This is a genomic window from Mycobacterium sp. ML4, assembly GCF_054515735.1.
Window position 1 is genome coordinate 26,835 of the sequence record NZ_JBTNSY010000023.1, and the last position, 18,082, is coordinate 44,916.

At 67.9% G+C, this 18,082-nt stretch carries 14 protein-coding genes and 2 pseudogenes; 4 read left to right on the plus strand and 12 right to left on the minus strand.

The window, feature by feature from the left end:
• Nucleotides 1–71: 71 nt before the first annotated feature.
• The 3 genes and pseudogenes from ACX9NE_RS22950 to ACX9NE_RS22960 all read left to right on the plus strand — a co-directional run bounded on the left by ACX9NE_RS22950 (nt 72) and on the right by ACX9NE_RS22960 (nt 3,555).
• Complete coding sequence (locus ACX9NE_RS22950; protein WP_459363548.1) at nt 72–1,238, plus strand: PPE family protein; 1,167 nt, start codon at nt 72–74, stop codon at nt 1,236–1,238.
• Between the two features lie 50 nt (nt 1,239–1,288).
• Nucleotides 1,289–2,897, plus strand: a pseudogene (locus ACX9NE_RS22955) (amino acid permease).
• Complete coding sequence (locus tag ACX9NE_RS22960; protein ID WP_459363549.1) at nt 2,803–3,555, plus strand: O-methyltransferase; 753 nt, start codon at nt 2,803–2,805, stop codon at nt 3,553–3,555. Before ACX9NE_RS22955 ends, ACX9NE_RS22960 begins: the two are co-directional and overlap by 95 nt.
• 72 nt (nt 3,556–3,627) lie before the next feature.
• Here the strand turns inward: ACX9NE_RS22960 and xerD are convergent, their stop codons facing one another.
• The 11 genes and pseudogenes from xerD to ACX9NE_RS23015 all read right to left on the minus strand — a co-directional run bounded on the left by xerD (nt 3,628) and on the right by ACX9NE_RS23015 (nt 15,152).
• A complete protein-coding gene (gene xerD, locus ACX9NE_RS22965; RefSeq protein WP_459363589.1) occupies nt 3,628–4,542 on the minus strand; it encodes a site-specific tyrosine recombinase XerD in 915 nt (304 codons plus the stop codon).
• Between the two features lie 26 nt (nt 4,543–4,568).
• Entirely contained in the window at nt 4,569–5,192 is a 624-nt protein-coding gene (locus ACX9NE_RS22970) for an NUDIX domain-containing protein (RefSeq protein WP_459363550.1), read from the minus strand.
• The gene (locus ACX9NE_RS22975) at nt 5,185–6,960 is read right to left on the minus strand and encodes a CTP synthase (RefSeq protein WP_459363551.1); all 1,776 of its coding nucleotides are present in this window, start codon (nt 6,958–6,960) and stop codon (nt 5,185–5,187) included. The genes ACX9NE_RS22970 and ACX9NE_RS22975 overlap by 8 nt, the downstream gene beginning before the upstream one ends.
• A gap of 117 nt (nt 6,961–7,077) precedes the next feature.
• A complete protein-coding gene (locus tag ACX9NE_RS22980; RefSeq protein ID WP_459363552.1) occupies nt 7,078–8,022 on the minus strand; it encodes a copper transporter in 945 nt (314 codons plus the stop codon).
• An 11-nt stretch (nt 8,023–8,033) separates the two neighbouring features.
• Entirely contained in the window at nt 8,034–9,215 is a 1,182-nt protein-coding gene (gene steA / locus ACX9NE_RS22985; protein WP_459363553.1) for a putative cytokinetic ring protein SteA, read from the minus strand.
• A gap of 215 nt (nt 9,216–9,430) precedes the next feature.
• Nucleotides 9,431–11,173, minus strand: coding sequence for a DNA repair protein RecN (gene recN, locus ACX9NE_RS22990; protein WP_459363554.1), 1,743 nt, complete (start codon nt 11,171–11,173; stop codon nt 9,431–9,433).
• A 3-nt stretch (nt 11,174–11,176) separates the two neighbouring features.
• A complete protein-coding gene (locus tag ACX9NE_RS22995) occupies nt 11,177–12,100 on the minus strand; it encodes an NAD kinase (protein ID WP_459363555.1) in 924 nt (307 codons plus the stop codon).
• A gap of 254 nt (nt 12,101–12,354) precedes the next feature.
• Nucleotides 12,355–13,158 (minus strand): annotated as a pseudogene (locus ACX9NE_RS23000) (TlyA family RNA methyltransferase); the annotation flags it as partial.
• A gap of 8 nt (nt 13,159–13,166) precedes the next feature.
• Nucleotides 13,167–13,343: a hypothetical protein gene (locus ACX9NE_RS23005; protein ID WP_459363556.1), complete on the minus strand. Its 177-nt coding sequence runs from the start codon at nt 13,341–13,343 to the stop codon at nt 13,167–13,169.
• A gap of 23 nt (nt 13,344–13,366) precedes the next feature.
• The gene (locus tag ACX9NE_RS23010) at nt 13,367–14,368 is read right to left on the minus strand and encodes an HAD-IIA family hydrolase (RefSeq protein ID WP_459363557.1); all 1,002 of its coding nucleotides are present in this window, start codon (nt 14,366–14,368) and stop codon (nt 13,367–13,369) included.
• Between the two features lies 1 nt (nt 14,369).
• Nucleotides 14,370–15,152: a tetratricopeptide repeat protein gene (locus ACX9NE_RS23015; RefSeq protein WP_459363558.1), complete on the minus strand. Its 783-nt coding sequence runs from the start codon at nt 15,150–15,152 to the stop codon at nt 14,370–14,372.
• Nucleotides 15,153–15,301: 149 nt separating this feature from the next.
• Between ACX9NE_RS23015 and ACX9NE_RS23020 the strand changes: the two genes are divergently transcribed.
• Nucleotides 15,302–17,518 (plus strand): PE family protein, encoded by a 2,217-nt coding sequence (locus ACX9NE_RS23020; protein ID WP_459363559.1) that lies wholly within the window; start codon nt 15,302–15,304, stop codon nt 17,516–17,518.
• Nucleotides 17,519–17,692: 174 nt separating this feature from the next.
• Here the strand turns inward: ACX9NE_RS23020 and ACX9NE_RS23025 are convergent, their stop codons facing one another.
• Complete coding sequence (locus ACX9NE_RS23025) at nt 17,693–18,043, minus strand: DUF732 domain-containing protein (RefSeq protein WP_459363560.1); 351 nt, start codon at nt 18,041–18,043, stop codon at nt 17,693–17,695.
• Nucleotides 18,044–18,082 lie beyond the last annotated feature (39 nt).

The following is an 18,082-nucleotide window of genomic DNA, read 5'->3' on the forward strand; positions in this document are numbered from 1 at the left end:
GCCTGGTGCCTGCCGAACCGACCCCGCTGGGTGCTCAAGGAGGCGACCACGACGATTAAGGAGCTCTCGCAATGGATTTCGGAGCATTGCCACCGGAGGTCAACTCCGGGCGTTTGTATGCGGGCCCGGGGTCCGCACCAATGATGGCTGCCGCCTCGGCGTGGAGCGCGCTGGCTACCGAGTTGAACCTGGCCGCCGAAGCATACGAGACGGTGATTACGACGCTGCATTCCGAAGCATGGATGGGGCCGGCTTCGACGGCGATGTGCGCGGCCGTCGCACCCTATGTCGCGTGGATGCGAGCTACCGCCGGGCAAGCCGAGCAAGCCGCCGCTCAGGCGCGGGCAGCCGCCGCCGCCTTCGAGACCGCTCTGGCGGGGGTAGTGCCCCCGCCGCTCATCGCGGCTAATCGGGCGGAAATGGCGTCGCTCACTGCCGAGAACGTATACGGGCAATACACTGCGGCAATCGCGATACTTGAAGCTCAGTACGGTGAGATGTGGGCCCGAGATGCTGCAACCATGTACGGCTATGCGGGTTCATCGGCCGGCGCTGCGCGGGTGACCCCCTTCGCCGAGCCACCGCACATCACGTCATCGGCGGCGTCGCAGTTTGGCGCGGTGTCACAGGCCACCGCCACCGCGGCCGGCACGGCGCAGAGCACGCTCGCCGGCGTGCTTTCCCAGCTGCCGAGTTCGCTGATGAGCCTCGCTTTGCCCGCCTCGTCGGCGTTGACGTCGGCCGGGGCATCGTCAATCCCGAGTTGGTTGGACTGGCTGATTCAGTGGTATCTGCCGATCTCACAGCTCTTGTACAACACCACTGGTCTGCCGTATTTCGGCATCGGTATCGGCAACAGCCTGATCACGTCGTTCAGCGCATTGGGATTGGTCGGACAGGCGGCGGCCAAGAGTGCGGCCGGAGCGGCGTCGGCCGCCGCTGCCGTACCGGCCGCGGTCGGCGGCGCTGGACCGATTGCAGCCGGCGTCGGAAATGCGGCCTCCCTCGGCAAGTTATCGGTGCCTCCCAGCTGGGCACCCGAGCCGGGCATCGTCTCGGCCCCCAAATTGAACCCGCTGCCCCTGGCGAGCGACATCGTCAATCCGCCGGAGGTGGGAGCGCCGGGCAATTTGTTGGGAGGCGTTCCGTTGGCCGGCGCCGGCGCTGGCGCGGCGGGCTCAGGCCCCCGGTACGGATTCCGCCTCACCGTGATGGCCCGACCCCCGTTCGCCGGCTGATGCACGACCAGCGTCCCCCGCGACCTCCCACCCGCTGAGGACACACCCATGTGCCGAAGGAAGCCGCTGTTGCCGAACCGCCCGCCGACTCAGTCGCAGCTGCACCGTGGTCTGTCCAGCCGTCATATCCAGTTGATCGCGATCGGGGGCGCTATCGGCACCGGGCTGTTCATGGGCTCGGGCCGCACGATCGCCCTCGCCGGTCCGGCGGTATTGGTGGTGTACGCAATCATCGGGCTCTTCGTCTTTTTCGTGCTCCGCGCGATGGGTGAGTTGCTGTTGTCGAACCTGAACTACAAGTCATTCGTCGACTTCGCGGCCGACCTGTTGGGGCCCGCAGCGGGCTTCTACGTCGGCTGGTCGTATTGGTTCGCGTGGGTGGTCACCGGCATCGCAGACCTCGTCGCGATCACCGGGTACGCCAGGTTCTGGTGGCCCGACTCACCCGTGTGGTTGCCGGCGCTGGTCACCGTCGCCCTGGTGCTCACCGTCAATTTGTTCCACGTCGCCAACTTCGGCGAAATCGAATTCTGGCTCGCCTTGATCAAGGTCATCGCGATACTTGGTCTCATCGCTGCGGGCATCTTCCTGGTGGCGACCGACTTCGTCTCGCCCCTGGGCGACCGGGCGGCGATCGATAACCTCTGGAACGACGGCGGGTTGTTCCCGCAGGGATTCATGGGCGTGGCCAGTGGGTTCCAGATCGCGTTCTTCGCCTACATCGGCGTCGAACTCGTCGGCGCCGCCGCCGCGGAAACGACCGATCCGCGCCGAACCCTTCCCCGCGCGATCAACGCCGTACCGCTGCGCGTCGCGATCTTCTATCTCGGCGCTCTTGCCGCAATCCTCGCGGTGGTGCCGTGGCGGCGCTTTGCCAGCGGCCAGTCCCCGTTTGTGATGATGTTCTCGCTGGCAGGTCTCGCTGCTGCCGCGTCGGTGGTCAACTTCGTGGTGACCACCGCAGCCGCCTCCTCGGCAAACTCCGGCGTGTTCTCCACCGGGCGGATGCTGTTCGGCCTGGCCGACGAAGGCAGCGCCCCCTCGGTCTTCGGCCGGCTGAACCGCGGCGGCGTCCCGGGTTCGGCCATTCTGTTCACCGCACCACTGCTGCTGACGTCCATCCCGCTGCTGTATGCGGGCGGTTCCGTGATAGGCGCGTTCACCCTGATCACCACGGTTGCGTCGCTGCTGTTCATCTTCGTGTGGACCATGATCATCGTCAGCTACCTCGTTTACCGCCGCCGGCATCCGCAACGCCACAGCGACTCCACCTATAAGATGCCCGGCGGCGTGCGGACGTGCTGGGCCGTTCTGGTGTTTTTTGCCTTCCTGATCTGGACACTGACCACAAGAACAGAAACCGCGGTCGCTCTGGGATTGGTCCCGCTATGGTTTGTCGCTCTCGCGGGGGGTTGGTGGCTTGTCCGGCGGCGATCGGCCGCGGCTGGTCCCGAACGGCTCGACGACGTGACACTTCCCCACGGGCCCCGCTGACTCGAACGAGTGCGTCAGCGCGGGGCCTGCGCCATCTACATCCACGAACTCGCTACGTAAGCTGGAAACGATGAATTTCAAAGCACGCTTCGCCCCATTGCGGTGGTCCGTCTGGCGGATGGCGCCGGGCATTATCAATATCACCCGAACCGGTCAGATCGGTGACGGCCGGGAAGCGGCGGCCGTCGACTATGTGCTGAAAAACGCGCGCGCCGGCGATGTCGACGACGTGCTGGCGACCTTCGACAAGTTCGCCTACGAGAAGTCCATGCTGATCAACGTGGGCGACGAGAAGGGCGCCATCCTCGACACCGCGGTGCGCCGCGCCGACCCCGGCGTCGCACTCGAGTTGGGCACCTACTGCGGCTACGGCGCGCTGCGGATCGCGCGTGCTGCTCCCCGCGCCAAGGTCTATTCGGTAGAGCTTGCCGAGGCCAATGCCGTCAACGCGCGCAAGATCTGGGATCACGCCGGAGTCGCCGACCGGGTGACGTGCGTGGTGGGCACCCTCGGCGACGGCGGACGCACCCTGGACGCGCTGCGGAATGAGCATGGCTTTGCCTCCGGCGCAGTGGATTTCGTGTTCATCGATCACGACAAGAAGGCCTATCTGGACGACTTGAAGAGCATCCTGGTACGCGGCTGGCTGCATCCGGGTTCGATCGTAGTGGCCGACAACGTCAGAGTTCCGGGCGCGCCGAAGTACCGGGCGTACATGCGCGAGCAGCAGGACAGGTTGTGGCGAACGGTCGAGCATAAGGCTCACCTGGAATACCAGACGCTGGTTCCCGATCTGGTGCTCGAGTCCGAGTACCTGGGTTGAGGGGCCCCGCGAGCAGGCGCAAAAAGCACCCGTTTTCGTGTCGAAATGTGGTGCTTTTGTGTGCTCGCGGGATTAGGTGGCCCGCGGATGGGCCCCGGCCCACACCTCCCGCAGCGCGTGCACCGTCACCAGCGTGTAGATCTGTGTGGTGGTCACCGAGGCGTGGCCCAGCAACTCCTGCACCACCCGCACATCGGCGCCGCCCTCCAGCAGGTGGGTGGCGAACGAGTGCCGCAGCATGTGCGGTGACACACCGGAAGTGATGCCGGCACGTTCGGCCGCGTCCTGCAGTACCTGCCATGCGCTCTGCCGCGACAACCGGCCGCCACGCGCATTGAGGAAGATGGCCGGCGTGCCGCGTCCCCGTCGGGCCAGATCGGGGCGGCCGCGCACCAGGTATGCATCCAGCGCCTGCACCGCGGGTCGGCCCACGGGCACCAGCCGCTGCTTTCCTCCCTTGCCGCGCAACAACACCGACCGTGCGTGCGTGTCGATATCGTCGACGTCCAGTCCAACGGCTTCGGAGATCCGCGAACCCGTGGAGTACAACAGCTCGAGCAACGCGCGGTTTCGCAAAGTCAACGGCCCGTCGGACGCATCTTCGCCGCCGGCTGCTTCCAGCAGTGACAGCACCTGGTCGACCGTCAGACTTTTCGGCAACCGGCGGCCCGGCGTTGGCGGTCTGACCGCCCGTGCGACATCAAGCTCGGCCAGCCCCTCGGCGGCGGCGAACCGGTGCAGGCCCCGCACCGCGATCAGGGCCCGCGCCGCGGACACCGCGGACAGCGGCACCGCACCGGATTCGGGATCCCCCCGGCGAAGCGCCACCAGAAACTCGCTGACGTCGTCCTCTCCCACCTCGCCCAGATCGTGAATTCCCCGCTCTTCCAGATGCTTCGAGTAACGGCGCAGGTCGCGGCGGTAGGAACTCAGGGTGTTCGCCGCAACACCGCGCTCGATCGTCAGATGGTCGAGGTAGCCCTGCATCTGGGCATCGAGCGTCAGCGCCGTCGTCACGGCGTCGCCTTGCGGCGGGCAAAAGCGCTCGGCTTGTCCACCCACGGACTGTCCACCGCTCGCGGCTCAGCAAGCCCCCTCCTGACCGCATACGCGGCCAGAATCCCCGCTACCGCAATGGAATTGACGAACTCGCCGCTCATCACCCGCTGCACCGCATCGTGCAGGGGATACCAGGCCATCGTCATGTCGGCTTCTTCGTCGTGCGCCTCGGGCCGGCCGATGTCGGTGAGACCGGTCGCAAGGTAGACACGTACCGACTCGTCGCTGTACCCGGGCGCGGTCTGCAGGTCGACCAGCAACCGCCAGATGCTCGCGTGCAGACCGGTCTCCTCCTCGAGTTCCCGCGCGGCGGTCACCTCCGGCGGCTCTCCCGCGGCGTCGAGCAATCCGGCGGGCAACTCCCACAGCCGTCGGCCGGCGGTGTGGCGGTACTGGTAGACCATCGCGATGTTCTCGTCGTCATCCATCGCGACCATCGCGACCGCACCGTAGTGTTCGACGACCTCGCGCCGGGCCAGGTTGCCGCCGGGCATCCGCACCTCATCCCGACGTAAAGCGAAAATGGCTCCCTGGTAGAGGGTTTCCGACGATACCGTCTCGAAATCGTGCTCAGCCACGGGTGGCGGGTTCGGCTAGCGGCTGGCCCACCACCGAACCGGCGTTTTCTCGGGACTCGCTACCGTTGGACGCATGGTGTTCCGGGATTTCGGGGATCTCGACGGGTAGCAGTTCACCCGCCTTGTAGTCGATTGCCGCCTTGACGAACGCCACGAATAAGGGATGCGGGCGAGTCGGCCGGCTCTTGAGTTCTGGGTGGGCCTGCGTGCCGACGATGAACGGGTACTGATCCGGCGGATACTCGACGAACTCCACCAGGTGCCCGTCGGGTGAGGTTCCGCTGAAGCGCAGTCCGCTCGCGGCGATGCGCTCCCGGTAAGCATTGTTCACCTCATAACGGTGGCGATGCCGTTCGGACACGTGGGTAGCCTGATATGCCTGCGCCACAATCGAATCCGGTTCCAGGACAGCAGGGTAGGCGCCCAGGCGCATGGTGCCGCCGAGATCTGCCTCACCGGCGACGGCCTGTTCCTGGTCGGCCATCGTGGAGATCACCGGATCCGGTGTGTCCGGATCGAATTCGGCTGAGTTCGCTTCGGTGAGACCCACCGAGCGGGCGGCCTCGATCACGATGCACTGCAGACCGAGACACAGACCCAGCACCGGCAACCCGCGAGCCCGGGCATACCGGATGGCGCCGATCTTGCCTTCGATGCCGCGGATACCGAACCCGCCGGGGATCAACACCGCATGCACGTCGCCCAGGGTGGCCGCCGCACCACTCGGGGTCTCGCAGTCGTCGGAGGCCACCCAGACGATTTCGACCTTGGCGCGGTGCCTGAAGCCGCCTGCGCGTAACGCCTCGCTGACCGACAGATACGCATCGGAAAGCTCCACATACTTGCCCACCAACGCAATTCGGACGGTTTCGTGCGGTTCGTGCACGCGGCGCAAAAGGTCATCCCATTCGGTCCAGTCGACGTCCCGGAACGGCAGGTTGAGCCGGCGAACCACGAACGCGTCGAGTTCCTCGCGATGCAACACCTTGGGAATGTCGTAGATCGACGGCGCGTCCGGGGTGGAGATGACGCCGTCGATATCGACGTCACACATCAGCGCGATCTTTTTTTTCAGCGCTTCGGGGACCTCACGGTCGCAGCGCAGGATCAGCGCGTCCGGGCTGATACCGATGCTGCGCAGCGCAGCCACCGAGTGCTGGGTGGGCTTGGTCTTGAGCTCGCCGGACGGAGCCAGGTAGGGCACCAGCGACACGTGCAGAAAAAACACGTCCTCGCGCCCCACGTAGTGGCGGACCTGGCGGGCCGCCTCCAGAAAAGGCTGCGATTCGATGTCGCCGACGGTGCCGCCGATCTCGGTGATGACGACGTCGGGCCGGTGGCCGGTGGCGTCCGGTTCGGCCATTGCCAGGATGCGCCGCCTGATCTCGTCGGTGATATGTGGAATCACCTGAACGGTGTCGCCCAGATACTCACCGCGGCGCTCCTTGGCGATCACCGTCGAATACACCTGGCCGGTAGTCACATTCGCCGACCCGGACAGGTCGCGGTCGAGGAAGCGCTCGTAGTGGCCGACGTCGAGGTCCGTTTCGGCGCCGTCCTCGGTGACGAAGACCTCACCGTGCTGGAACGGGTTCATGGTGCCAGGGTCGACATTGAGGTACGGGTCGAGCTTCTGCATCGTGACGTGCAAACCGCGTGCGGTCAGCAATTGACCGAGGCTGCTTGCCGTCAGGCCCTTGCCCAGCGAAGAAGCGACCCCACCGCTGACGAAGAGGTGCTTGGTGGCGATTTGCGAATGCTTACGCAACGGGGCGACCTCCGTGAAGACGGGCAGGGCATGATGCAGAAAAATCAACGAGCTGGGCCTGCCGACCCACGGAAACCCACCCTAACATCCGCGGCGGCGCGCCGCGGCGAACACGCCCTACTGGGGAACGGTGACCGACGTCGCGCCGTGCCCGGTGCCGTAGTGGCCGGCGTGGCCGCCGCCGGCGAGGTCATGCAGGGCCAGGATCGCCGTGATGCGTCCCGGTTCGACGTCGACGTCGTCAACGGTGCTGATGGCGGCGGCCATGCCGGCGTCGGCGCGGGCCACCGCCACCGCGGCGCTACCGCCGGCCGAGCCGTCGCGGCCGGCCAGGACCGTGCCCGAGCCGTGCGGTGCCAGCGCGGCGGCGAATCGCGCCACGGTGACGCCCTGATTGCCGGCTTCGGCGGGCACCGCGCCGCCGGTGACCACAATGGCGGCGTTCGCCGCCGCCATGTGGTTGTTGGGCTGGTAGGTGATGAAGCCCGTCTCGCGCAGTGCGCCGAGCACGGTGTCGCGCGACGTGTCGTCAACGGCGGGCGCCTGGGGATTGGTGTTGACCAGCAGGGCGATGCCGAGCAGGTCACCGGCCTGCGATCCCTGGTCGACCAGCTTGGTGCTCAACTGGGTACCGGCCGGCAGGATCGAGGAGTTGACCACCGAGCGCAGTTTCTCCCCGGAGTTGGCCTCGACGAATTCGTGCGTCAGCGCCACGGTGCCGGTGACGGAGCCACCGGCCTGTCCGACGATTCTTGAGACCGCGGACACGTCGTCGTCTTTGGCGTCCGGGGTGCGGAACAGCACAATCGTCTTGCCCGTCAACGCCTCGTGCACAATACGACCCAACACTTGCGCGTCGAAAGTGTTTGCCGCGCTGAGCTTCTCATTCAACTGATTGCGCTGTTCGTTGAGGACACTGACTTGACCCGCCAGGTCCCGCTTCTCGTTACGCAGGCTGGACAGCACGGTGTCGGAGAAGAAGCCGGAGCCCAGAACCACTCCGACCGCCAGCGCCAGAAAGACGGCGGCCAATGAGATGGCATGTTGACGTAACGAGATCATCGGGGCACTTCCTAGGAGATCAGGTGCTGGATCCAGAGGGTGAAACGGTTCCAGTACTCGACGATCCAGTGCATGACCACACCGTCGGTGCGTGACACCCATAGCACGACGATGATGGCGATCAGCATGGTCAGCGCCAGCAGCGCGATCGCACCGCCGGAGATGTGATTGCGGTACAGGGTGGCCACCGCCTTGGCGTCGACCAGCTTCTCACCCACCCGCAACCGGGTGAGGAAGGTCGAGGGATTGCTCTGCGACCGAGTCCGGTCGAAAAACGTTTCGATGTTGGCGGTATGGCCGGCGGTGACCAGCAGCGCTGCGCCGTGGTGGTCGGCCAGCAACAGGGCCAGATCGGTCGCGGATCCGGCCGCGGGGAAGGTCATCGCGCCGACACCGAGGTCCTGAATTCGTTCCAGGCCGGCGGCATGGCCGTCGGCGTCCGCGGGCAGCACCACCTGGGCGCCGCACTTGAGAACTTCGGTGCTGATCTGGTCGGGGTCGCCGACGATGAGCTGAGGACGGTAGCCCGCCTTACGCAGGACGTCGGCTCCCTGACCGACACCGACGAGTACCGGTTGGTACTCCTTGATGAAGGGCTTGAGGGATCTCAGATCCTCTTCGGCGCTGGGCTCTTCGGAGACGATCACCACGTGCCGGCGGCGCATGTCGACGTCGATGTCGGGAATGCCGATGCCATCGATCAGGAGCGGGCTTTCGCTGCGGATGAACTCGATTGTGTTGCCGGCGAACGCTTCCAGGTGAGCCGCCAGCCCGCTCTTGGCCTCCCGCATCAGGTCGGCGATGTCATGGTCGGTGCGCTCGGTGCCCCGGATCAGGCGGCGGTCCCCAGAGTAGATGCCACCTTCGTAGAGACGGATCTTGGCACCGTCCTTGACCTTCTTGAAGATTTCGGGCCCGGTTTCGTCGATCAGGGTGACCCCGTTGTTGACCAAGACCTCGGGTCCCAGGTTGGGGTAGCGGCCGGAGACGGACGGGGATGCATTGACGACGGCGGCAATGTCAGCTTCCACCAGCGCGTCAGCGGTGATGCGGTCAAGGTCCAAGATGTCGAGGACCACGATGTCGCCGGGGCAGACCCTGCGCAGCAGCCGATCGATATTGCGATCGACGCGGGCGGTGCCGACGAGGCCGGGCCGGACGGTGTTGCGAGATAGAAGCGCTGACATCTTCATGGGAGCCGATTCTCTCGGCGATGGAAGGCTGTGGCGGGGAGGCGCGCCGTAACATCTGCCTCAGAAGTTATAAAGCGTCACATCTGTCACAGTTGTGTCGCGAGGTGGTTGCGGGGGTTTGGGGCCGTGTGCTTGGTGCCTGCGCGAGCGCCCGCGTGTGTACAACGACACGCCGCTGCGGCCGGCATTTCGCGGTCGCTCGCGGTCGACGAAGGCTAGGCGCGGTCGCGCTGTGCGGTCTCGAGCAGTTCGCGGGCGTGCGCGCGGCCGCTGTCCGACTCGCCCAGGCCGGCCAGCATCCGGGCCAGCTCGGCCACCCTGTCGTCACTGGTCAGCCGGCGCACGCCGCTGGTGCCCTTAGGCCCGTGGCTGTGCACCACCAGGTGCACGTCGGCGTAGGCCGCGACCTGCGGCAGATGCGTGACAACGATGACCTGGTGGGTGCGGGCCAGCCGGGCCAGCCGCCGACCGATCTGCACCGCCGCCCAGCCACCCACACCGGCGTCGACCTCGTCGAACACCATCGTGGTGCCGGTGGCCGACGCCGAAAGCACCACCTCCAGCGCCAGCATCACCCGCGACAGCTCGCCGCCGGAAGCGCTCCGGGCCAACGGCAGCACCGACATGCCGCGGTGTGCGGCGAAGCCGAACTCCACCACATCGATGCCGTCGGCACCGATCCGCCCCGGTTCGCCGTCGGGCAGGATCAGCGCGGACGGGTCGTGCGGATCGGCGATATCGGTAGTGACCCCGATGGTGAAATCAGCGTTGTTCATGGCCAAACCGGTGAGCTCCGAGGTGACCTCCTTGGCCAGCTTCTTGGCGGCCTTGCGCCTGATCTTGCTGAGATCGATTGCGGCTTGGCCTAATTGGCCACCGAGTTCTTCGACCCGGCGTCCCAGTGCGACGAGTCCTTCCTCGGACACGTCGAGTTGCGCCAGCCGGTCGCGCGAGTGCTGCGCCCATTGCAACACTCCGTCGATGTCGGCGGCATACTTGCGGGTCAGCGTGCGCAACTGAGCTTGGCGGGCCAGTTTGGCGTCCAGGGCGCTGGCGTCGGTTGGCAGCGCGTCCAGGTAGTCACCCAATTCGCCGACGGCGTCGACGATGACCGTCAACGCGCTATCGATCTGGTCGGCCAGTGCTCGCAGCCGGGCGTCGCCCGTCGATTCCAACGCGCCCCAAGCCCGCCCCAGGGCGTCAGCCGCGCCGAAAGCCTCGTCGGAGGAACTGGACAGCACCTCGCGTGCCGACGCTGCGGCTTCGCGCAAGGTGTCCAGTTCGGACAGCCGTACGATGTCGGCGACCAGCGTTTCGTCTTCACCCGGCTGCGGGTCAACGGTGTCAATCTCGTTGAGCGCGAACTTGAGTCGATCGGCTTCCTGAGCGATCTCGCGAGTCCGGTCCCGGCGGTCGGTGAGGTCGCGCCGCGCCGATAGCCACGCCTCCCGTAGTTTGCGATAGCGCTCCAATGCGGGGCCGGATCCGGCGAACCGGTCCAGCGCGCCGCGTTGTTCGTCGGGTCGCATCAGCCGCAACTGGTCATTCTGACCGTGCAGGGCTAGTAATTGAGCGGTGAAGCCGCTCAACGACTTTGCCGGCACACTGCGGCCACCGAGGTAGGCACGCGAGGGACCGTCGCGGCTGACGGTGCGCAGGGCGATGACGCTGCCGTCTTCATCGCGTTCCGCGCCGCAGGTGTCCAGAATCTCGTCCAACTCCGCGGTAACGGCGTCGTCGACATCGGATGTGCTGAAACGACCTTCGACCACGGCACGCTCGGAGCCCGACCGGACCCGGGTCGCATCGGCACGTGCACCGCCGAGCAGATGCAAGCCGGTGACCACCATGGTTTTGCCGGTGCCCGTTTCACCCGTCAGCACAGTGAACCCGCGATCGAACTCGGCGGTCGCAGCGCTGATGGCGCCCAGCGCCTGGATGCGAATCTCGTTGAGCACCGGCTACTTCCCGCGCCAACCTGTCACCGGCAGCCGGAACTTGGTCACCAACCGATCGGTGAACGGTGCGCTGTCCAGGCGCGCCCACTTCACGGGGGTGTTGCAGCGCGTCACTTCCAGCCGACTGCCCGCCGGCACCACCATCTGCCGGCGGCCGTCGCAGAACACCAGCGCGTCGTGACCGTCCGCCTCGATCTCGATCGCGATAGCGGCGTCGGGGCTGGTAACCATCGGCCGGCCGAACAGCGCGTGAGCATTGTTGGGCACCACAAGGATTGCCTCCAGATCGGGCCACAGGACCGGCCCGCCCGCGGAGAACGCATATGCGGTGGATCCGGTGGGCGTGGACACCAGCACCCCGTCGCAGCCGAAGGTCGATACCGGCCGGCCGTCGATCTCGACGACGACGCCGAGGACACCGAGCCGGGGCCCCTTCTCCAGGCTCGCTTCGTTGAGTGCCCAGCCCTCATCGATGATGTGGCCCCCCTGGCGCACGACGACGTCCAATGTCAGCCGTTCTTCCACCCGATAGTCCCGCGCGACAACGTGTTCGAGTACCGAGTCGATGGCCTCCGCCTCGGCTTCGGCCAGAAATCCGATTCGGCCCAGGTTGACGCCCAGCACCGGAATGTTGACATTGCGGGCGAGTTCGGCCGCACGCAAGAACGTTCCATCCCCGCCCAGCACCAACACCAGCTCGCAACCTTCGGCGGCCATGGGCCCGGCGTCGACGACCTCGATATCGACGCCCAGCGCCCGCATATCGTTGGGGCTGAGCCGCAACGAGCCCTTGTCGACCGCCTCGGCCGACAGCGCCCGCAGCCCAATGCCTTTGTCTTCCAGCACTTTCTCGACGCGGCGGGCGGTCTCATTCGCTTCGTCGCGCCCGGAATGCACGACCAGCAGGATGGTGCGTTCGGTGGTCATTGCGGGCTTCTTTCCGACTGCCCGACTCTCCCCCGCAAGCGGGCGGTGCCCGCTCCTCGGGGCGTCCCGGCCCGCATCGTCGTCGGGCCTGCGCCCGACTGCCCTCCTCCACCTCGGGGCGTCCCGCCCCGCATCGTCGTCGGGCCTGCGCCCGACTGCCCTCCTCCACCTCGGGGCGTCCCGCCCCACATCGTCGTCGGGCCTGCGCCCGACTGCCCTCCTCCACCTCGGGGCGTCCCGCCCCGCATCGTCGTCGGGCCCTCACTCACTGCGCGCTGCGCTGCCGCTGCCAGCTCTTCCCCGGCCAGCGCGCGATCGGTTCGGGCACGCAGCCACAGGAAGTACTCGACGTTGCCCGCCGGCCCCGGCAACGGGCTGGCCGTGACGTCCACGGTGAGCCAACCCAGCTCTGCGGCACACCGCGACACCGCGAGCACGGCATCGCTGCGCAGCTGAGGGTCCTGCACCACACCGCCGGGGCCGACTTGTCCCCTACCCACCTCGAACTGCGGCTTCACCATGGGAACGATATCGGCGTCGGGCGAAGCGCAGTCAACCAGCGCAGCCAGCACCGTCGCCAACGAGATGAATGACAGGTCGGCCACCACCAGATCGACGGGGCCGCCGATCGCCCCGGCTGACAAGTCGCGCACGTTGGTGCGTTCCACCACGACCACCCGCGGGTCGCTGCGCAGCGACCAGGCGAGCTGGCCGTATCCGACATCGGCAGCGACGACTTGGGCGGCACCACGGTCCAGGAGGACCTCGGTGAACCCGCCCGTCGAGGCGCCGGCGTCCAGGCAGCGCCGATCCTTGACCGTGATCGCGAACGCATCCAGTGCGCCGATCAGCTTGTGCGCCCCACGCGAGACCCAGGTGCGTTCGCCGTCGTCGGCGACCGTAAGCGCCGCGGTGACCGCGACGGAGGTGGCGGGCTTGACCGCCGGCAGCCCGTCGATGCGCACCCTGGCGGCGCCGATCAACTCCGCAGCCTGCTGCCGGGAGCGTGCCAAGCCCCGACGGACCAGCTCGGCGTCAACGCGAGCACGCCGTGGCATGCGGACACTCAGCCCTTCTCCGCCGACTCCAGCGCCCGCAGCAGCACGTCGTGTGCCTCGGAGAGGCGACGAGCGATGTCCTCGAGCTCTTCGAGGGACGGCCCGTTGGCGGTGTCGGCGGCATCAGGCAGCTGGGCCATCAGGGATTCAATTTCCGCGCGAATCTGTTCAGGATCGATAGTCATTGCGCTCCTACGGTAGTCACCGGCTAGTCGGCACGCATCAGGGACCAACGGCTCAGGGCGTCGCGGGCACGGTCGTCGCCGGCCTCGATGTCCAGCCCGGCCGGTGCTTCCCAGAGGGCACTGGCCACCGCGCGGACGATCGCGAGGTCGTCATCGTGGCGCTCACCGGTGGCCGTAATTGAAATCGCAGAATCCCCGACCTCGACCCGCCAGCCTGGTTGCGGTCCGACCCGCAGCACCTCGCCGTCCTGATGCAGCGATCTCAGGTCGTGGCCGATGTAGGTGGGCCGTTGAGCGGGCTCGGCGTATACGGCGTCGCGCGCAGAGTTCACCCCGGTGAGCACCATCAGGCTCGGCAGTCCGGCAGCATTGGCGCCTTCTATGTCGGTGTCGAGCCGGTCACCGACCACCAGCGGCGCGTTGAACTCGCCGCGGCCGACGGCGTCTCTCATCAGTTGCGGACCCGGTTTACCGGCGACCTGCGGCTGCTCCCCCGTGGCTGCGCGCAATGCGGCGACCAGAGATCCGTTGCCGGGCAACAGACCTCGCTCGGTGGGCAACGTGACGTCGACATTGGCGGCAACCCACAATGCTCCCGCCCGGATGGCCAGCGCGGCCTCGGCCAGCTCGGGCCAACCGATGGTCTTGGACAGGCCCTGGACGACGGCCGCCGGCTCATCATCGAAACCCCACACGGGTTGCAGCCCGACACCGGTGATCTCGTCTGCCAGTGCGTCGGTGCCGACGATCAGGACCTTCGAGTCCGCGGGCAACTGCTTGGCCAGCAGGTGCGCCGCGCTCTGCGCGCTGGTGACGACGTCGTCCCTGCCGGCGGTGAAGCCGAGTTCGCGCAGATGTGCGGCCACCTCGTCGGCGCTGCGGGAGGCATTGTTGGTGACGAAGAGTTTGCGGCTGTCGATGTCGTCGAGCGCGGCAACCGCGCCCTCGGTGGGCTGATGACCGCGAAATACCGTGCCGTCCAGGTCCAATAGCAGGCAGTCATATTGCCGCGCAATGCTATTCACGTCAGCCAAGTTCGCTGACCCGGTCTTCGGCATCGGTGACGCCCTCGAGGTCGGCGGCGGCGGAGCGCAGAAACCACCGTAGCGCTTCGTCGCTGCGCCCCAGCGCCAGCAGTGTCTCGGCGTAGGCGTAGAACAACCGCGCGGCCGTAGCACCCGTCCGGGCCGGGTCCAGCTGCGGGGTGGACAACACCGTCAGCGCCTGCTCCAGCTGTCCGAGATCGGCGCGGGCCCCGGCGGCGACGATGCGCAGCTCGTCGGCGTCGTCGCCGCTGAGCGCGGCAGCCTCCGGGCTACGTGCCAGGTCGATGGCTCGCTGCGGGCGGCCGAGACCGCGCTCGCAGTCGGCGATCAGCGCCAGTAGCGGCGATTTGCTGCCCATTCGGCGCGCCGCCCGAAATTCGGCCAGTGCCTGAGCCCAGTCGCCGCAGTGGTACGCCGCGATGCCGACCGCCTCTCGAACCGCGGCGATCCGGCTGGCCCGGGCACGGGCCGCGCGAGCGTGGCTCAGTGCGGTCTCGGGATCCTCGTCGAGCAGGCCGCCCGCGGCGACGAGGTGGCGGGCCACGGCATCGGCGCTGGCGCGGTCGAGCGTACTCAGTTCGCGCCGCACGTCGGGCGCCAGTTGCCGGGCGTCGACGTCGGCGGGAATCGGCGGACCGGCCGGTGCCGCGTCAAGCCCCGGCTGGGACGGTCGCGCCCGGCCGGGACCGGAGCGCCGCGGCACCCCGCTGGACGCAGGCCGTGGTCGTCGCTCGCTGCTACGACCACGTCTGTCATCGACCACCCGCTAGAGGTTACGGGTAGCGCCGGTGGCCTCACAATGTGCGGTCCCCGTTGCGCGTGCCGTGACCGGTCACCCGAATTGCAGCCCGGCTACCAGCGTATTTCACGACCGTTCATACATTGCGCCACGCTGGCGCAACAGCATGAGGCATGCCTTTGGTGCACGTGCTTCCCGAGTTGGCGGCGGCGGCCGCCTCGGATCTGGCCGGAATCGGCGCGTCGGTCAACGCGGCCAACGTCGCTGCCGCTTACCCGACGACCCTGCTCGCGACGGCGGGTGCCGACGAGGTGTCGGTGGCAATCGCGGCGTTGTTCGGTGACCACGCCCAGCAATATCAGGCGATCAGCGCGCAAGTGTCGGCATTCCACGACCGATTCGTCCGCACCTTGTACAGCGGTATGAACGCCTACGCGGCAGCTGAGGCCGCTGCCGCCGATCCCCTGCAGTCCCTGCTGGACGCGGTGAACGCGCCCTCGGTCGCGCTGACCGGACGCCCGTGGATCGGCAACGGCGCCGATGCCACCGCGGCCGGCGGGAACGGTGGAACCGGCGGCTGGCTATGGGGCAACGGCGGCAACGGCGCAGCCGGCGCAACGGGCCAGGGCGGAGGAAACGGCGGCGCGGCAGGCATGATCGGCAACGGCGGCGCCGGAGGAGCCGGCGGCGTGAGTTCCCCCGGTCTCACCGGTGGCGCCGGTGGTCGGGGCGGGGCGGGCGGCTGGCTCTACGGCAATGGCGGCACCGGCGGCTCGGGCGGCCTGGGTGTCCGCGACACCTTCGTGGGCCTTGCGAGCACCGGCGGGGCCGGCGGCACGGGTGGCAACGCCGGATTCGTCGGTACCGGCGGCGACGGCGGCACCGGAGGCCTCGCCCAAGGCATCCTCGGCCTCGGCGGCGCCGGCGGCACCGGCGGCACCGGCGGCAGCTTCTACGGAGACGGCGGTACCGGCGGCGACGGCGGCGCTGGCGGCCTATTCAGCCACGGCGGCCTGGCCGGTAACGGCGGCTCGGCCGGCATGATCGGCAACGGCGGCACCGGCGGTCTCGGCGGTGCGGGCACGGCCGGCGGTAACGGAGGCGACGGCGGCCGGCTCTATGGCAACGGTGGCAACGGCGGGCAAGGCGGCATCGGGCTCTACGCGGACCCCCATGACGGCTGGTTCGACTTCGAAAGCATCAATCCCGGCCACGGCGGCAGCGGCGGCAACTCTTACCTCTTCGGCAACGGCGGCAACGGCGGCCAGGGCGGCACCGGCTGGACCGGAATCAACGCCCACAACGTGACGCCCGCCGTGCCCAACGCCGACGTGCAACCCGCCGGAAGTGGGCTAACGGGATCCACCGGTGGCTTCGGCCAGAACGGCGGCACCGGCGGCAGCGGCGCCAACGATGCGCAAAACGGGGGTAACGGTGGAAACGGCGGGGCTGCCGGACCGGGTGGCGCCAACGGTGGTGACGGCGGGGCCGGCGGGGACGTCAACGCCCCCTGGGATGCTCTCTACTTCGAAACCCATGGCGGCAACGGGGGCAACGGGGCCGCCGGCAGCGCACCCGGTGGCTCCGGCGGCAACGGCGGCGCAGGCGGCAACGCCGTCGGCGATGGGACCAACAACTTCGCCGGTGACGGCGGCCACGGCGGTAACGGCGCTTCCGGCGAATCGCCACCGCTCAACGGAGGTACCGGCGGTGCCGGCGGCAACGGCGGCAACGGCGGACAGTTGATCGGCAATGGCGGAGCGGGCGGTCAGGGCGGTATCGGAGGTCTCGGCGGAGCCGGCGACCAGGGCGGCAACGGTGGTAACGGCGGCGTCGGCGGACATTCAGACAGCGCCCATTACGGGAGCAACGCGGGTTTCGGCGGTGACGGCGGTACCGGCGGTGACGGCGGCGTCGGCGGCCACGGCGGACAGGGCGGCGTCGGCGGCAACGGGGGCGCGGGCGGGAAACTCATCGGCTTCGGCGGAGCCGGTGGCGACGGCGGCGTCGGGGGGATCGGTGGCACCGGCGGTGGCGGGGGTGCAGGTGGGCACGGAGGCAACGGCGGCAACGCTACCGGCGGTGATGTCTGCGACGGTGGCAATGGGGGCCACGGTGGCGACGGCGGACAAGGCGGTCAGGGCGGTGACGGCGGCGCCGGTGGCCAACAGGGCGGCGCCGGCGGAGCGGGAGGGTTCTTCGGGGCGGCAGGCCGTAGTGGCGGCACGGGCGCCGGAGGCGCCGGTGGTGCCGGCGGCGCGGGTGGTACCACGGTGGGCAACGGCGGCGCGCCTGGTGAGGGGTCTGGCGGAGGCGTCCATAATCAGCCGGGGTTAGCCGGCGATCCCGGTCACGCCGGTAAGCAGGGCGACAACGGCGATCACGGTTAGACCATTGGGTGGGCGAGTTGCAACAGCGCTTCGTCACCGCGTTGGCCAGCAGCGGCAGGCTTATGCGACTGCCGAGGCCGTTGCCGCTGAACCACAACGGGGAAGTCACCGTAGCCACTGGTGGCAGTCAATGCGCCTCCGGCAGTGCCGGACATGACGGCAATCCGGTAGTCGCTAAGCCTGCAGCCGGTGCGGAAGCATCGGCGAGATCAACGCCGGACAGTAGGTTGCGATCGCAACGATGGCGAATGCGGCCGCGCGCTCGCGTGACAGTCCGTTGATCTCAGCCATTTCGGAGACGATGGCATCGAACGATCCACCCGGGGATAGCACTTTCGGACAGACCGAGCGACCCTGCGCTATCGCGGTGGCGGGCTGCGTGTAGGGAACGCCCGCGTTATTGAGCGCATTCAGAAACGCGTTGCCCAGCATGTCGGCGTGAATCGGCGCCGCAACGGTGGCCGACACCCCGAACACGCCTGCTGCCACAACCAGAAATCTGAGGGCGATCGCGGGTGCGGTCATCGTGACAACAGTGCTGAACAACTGTCACATTGACAACAC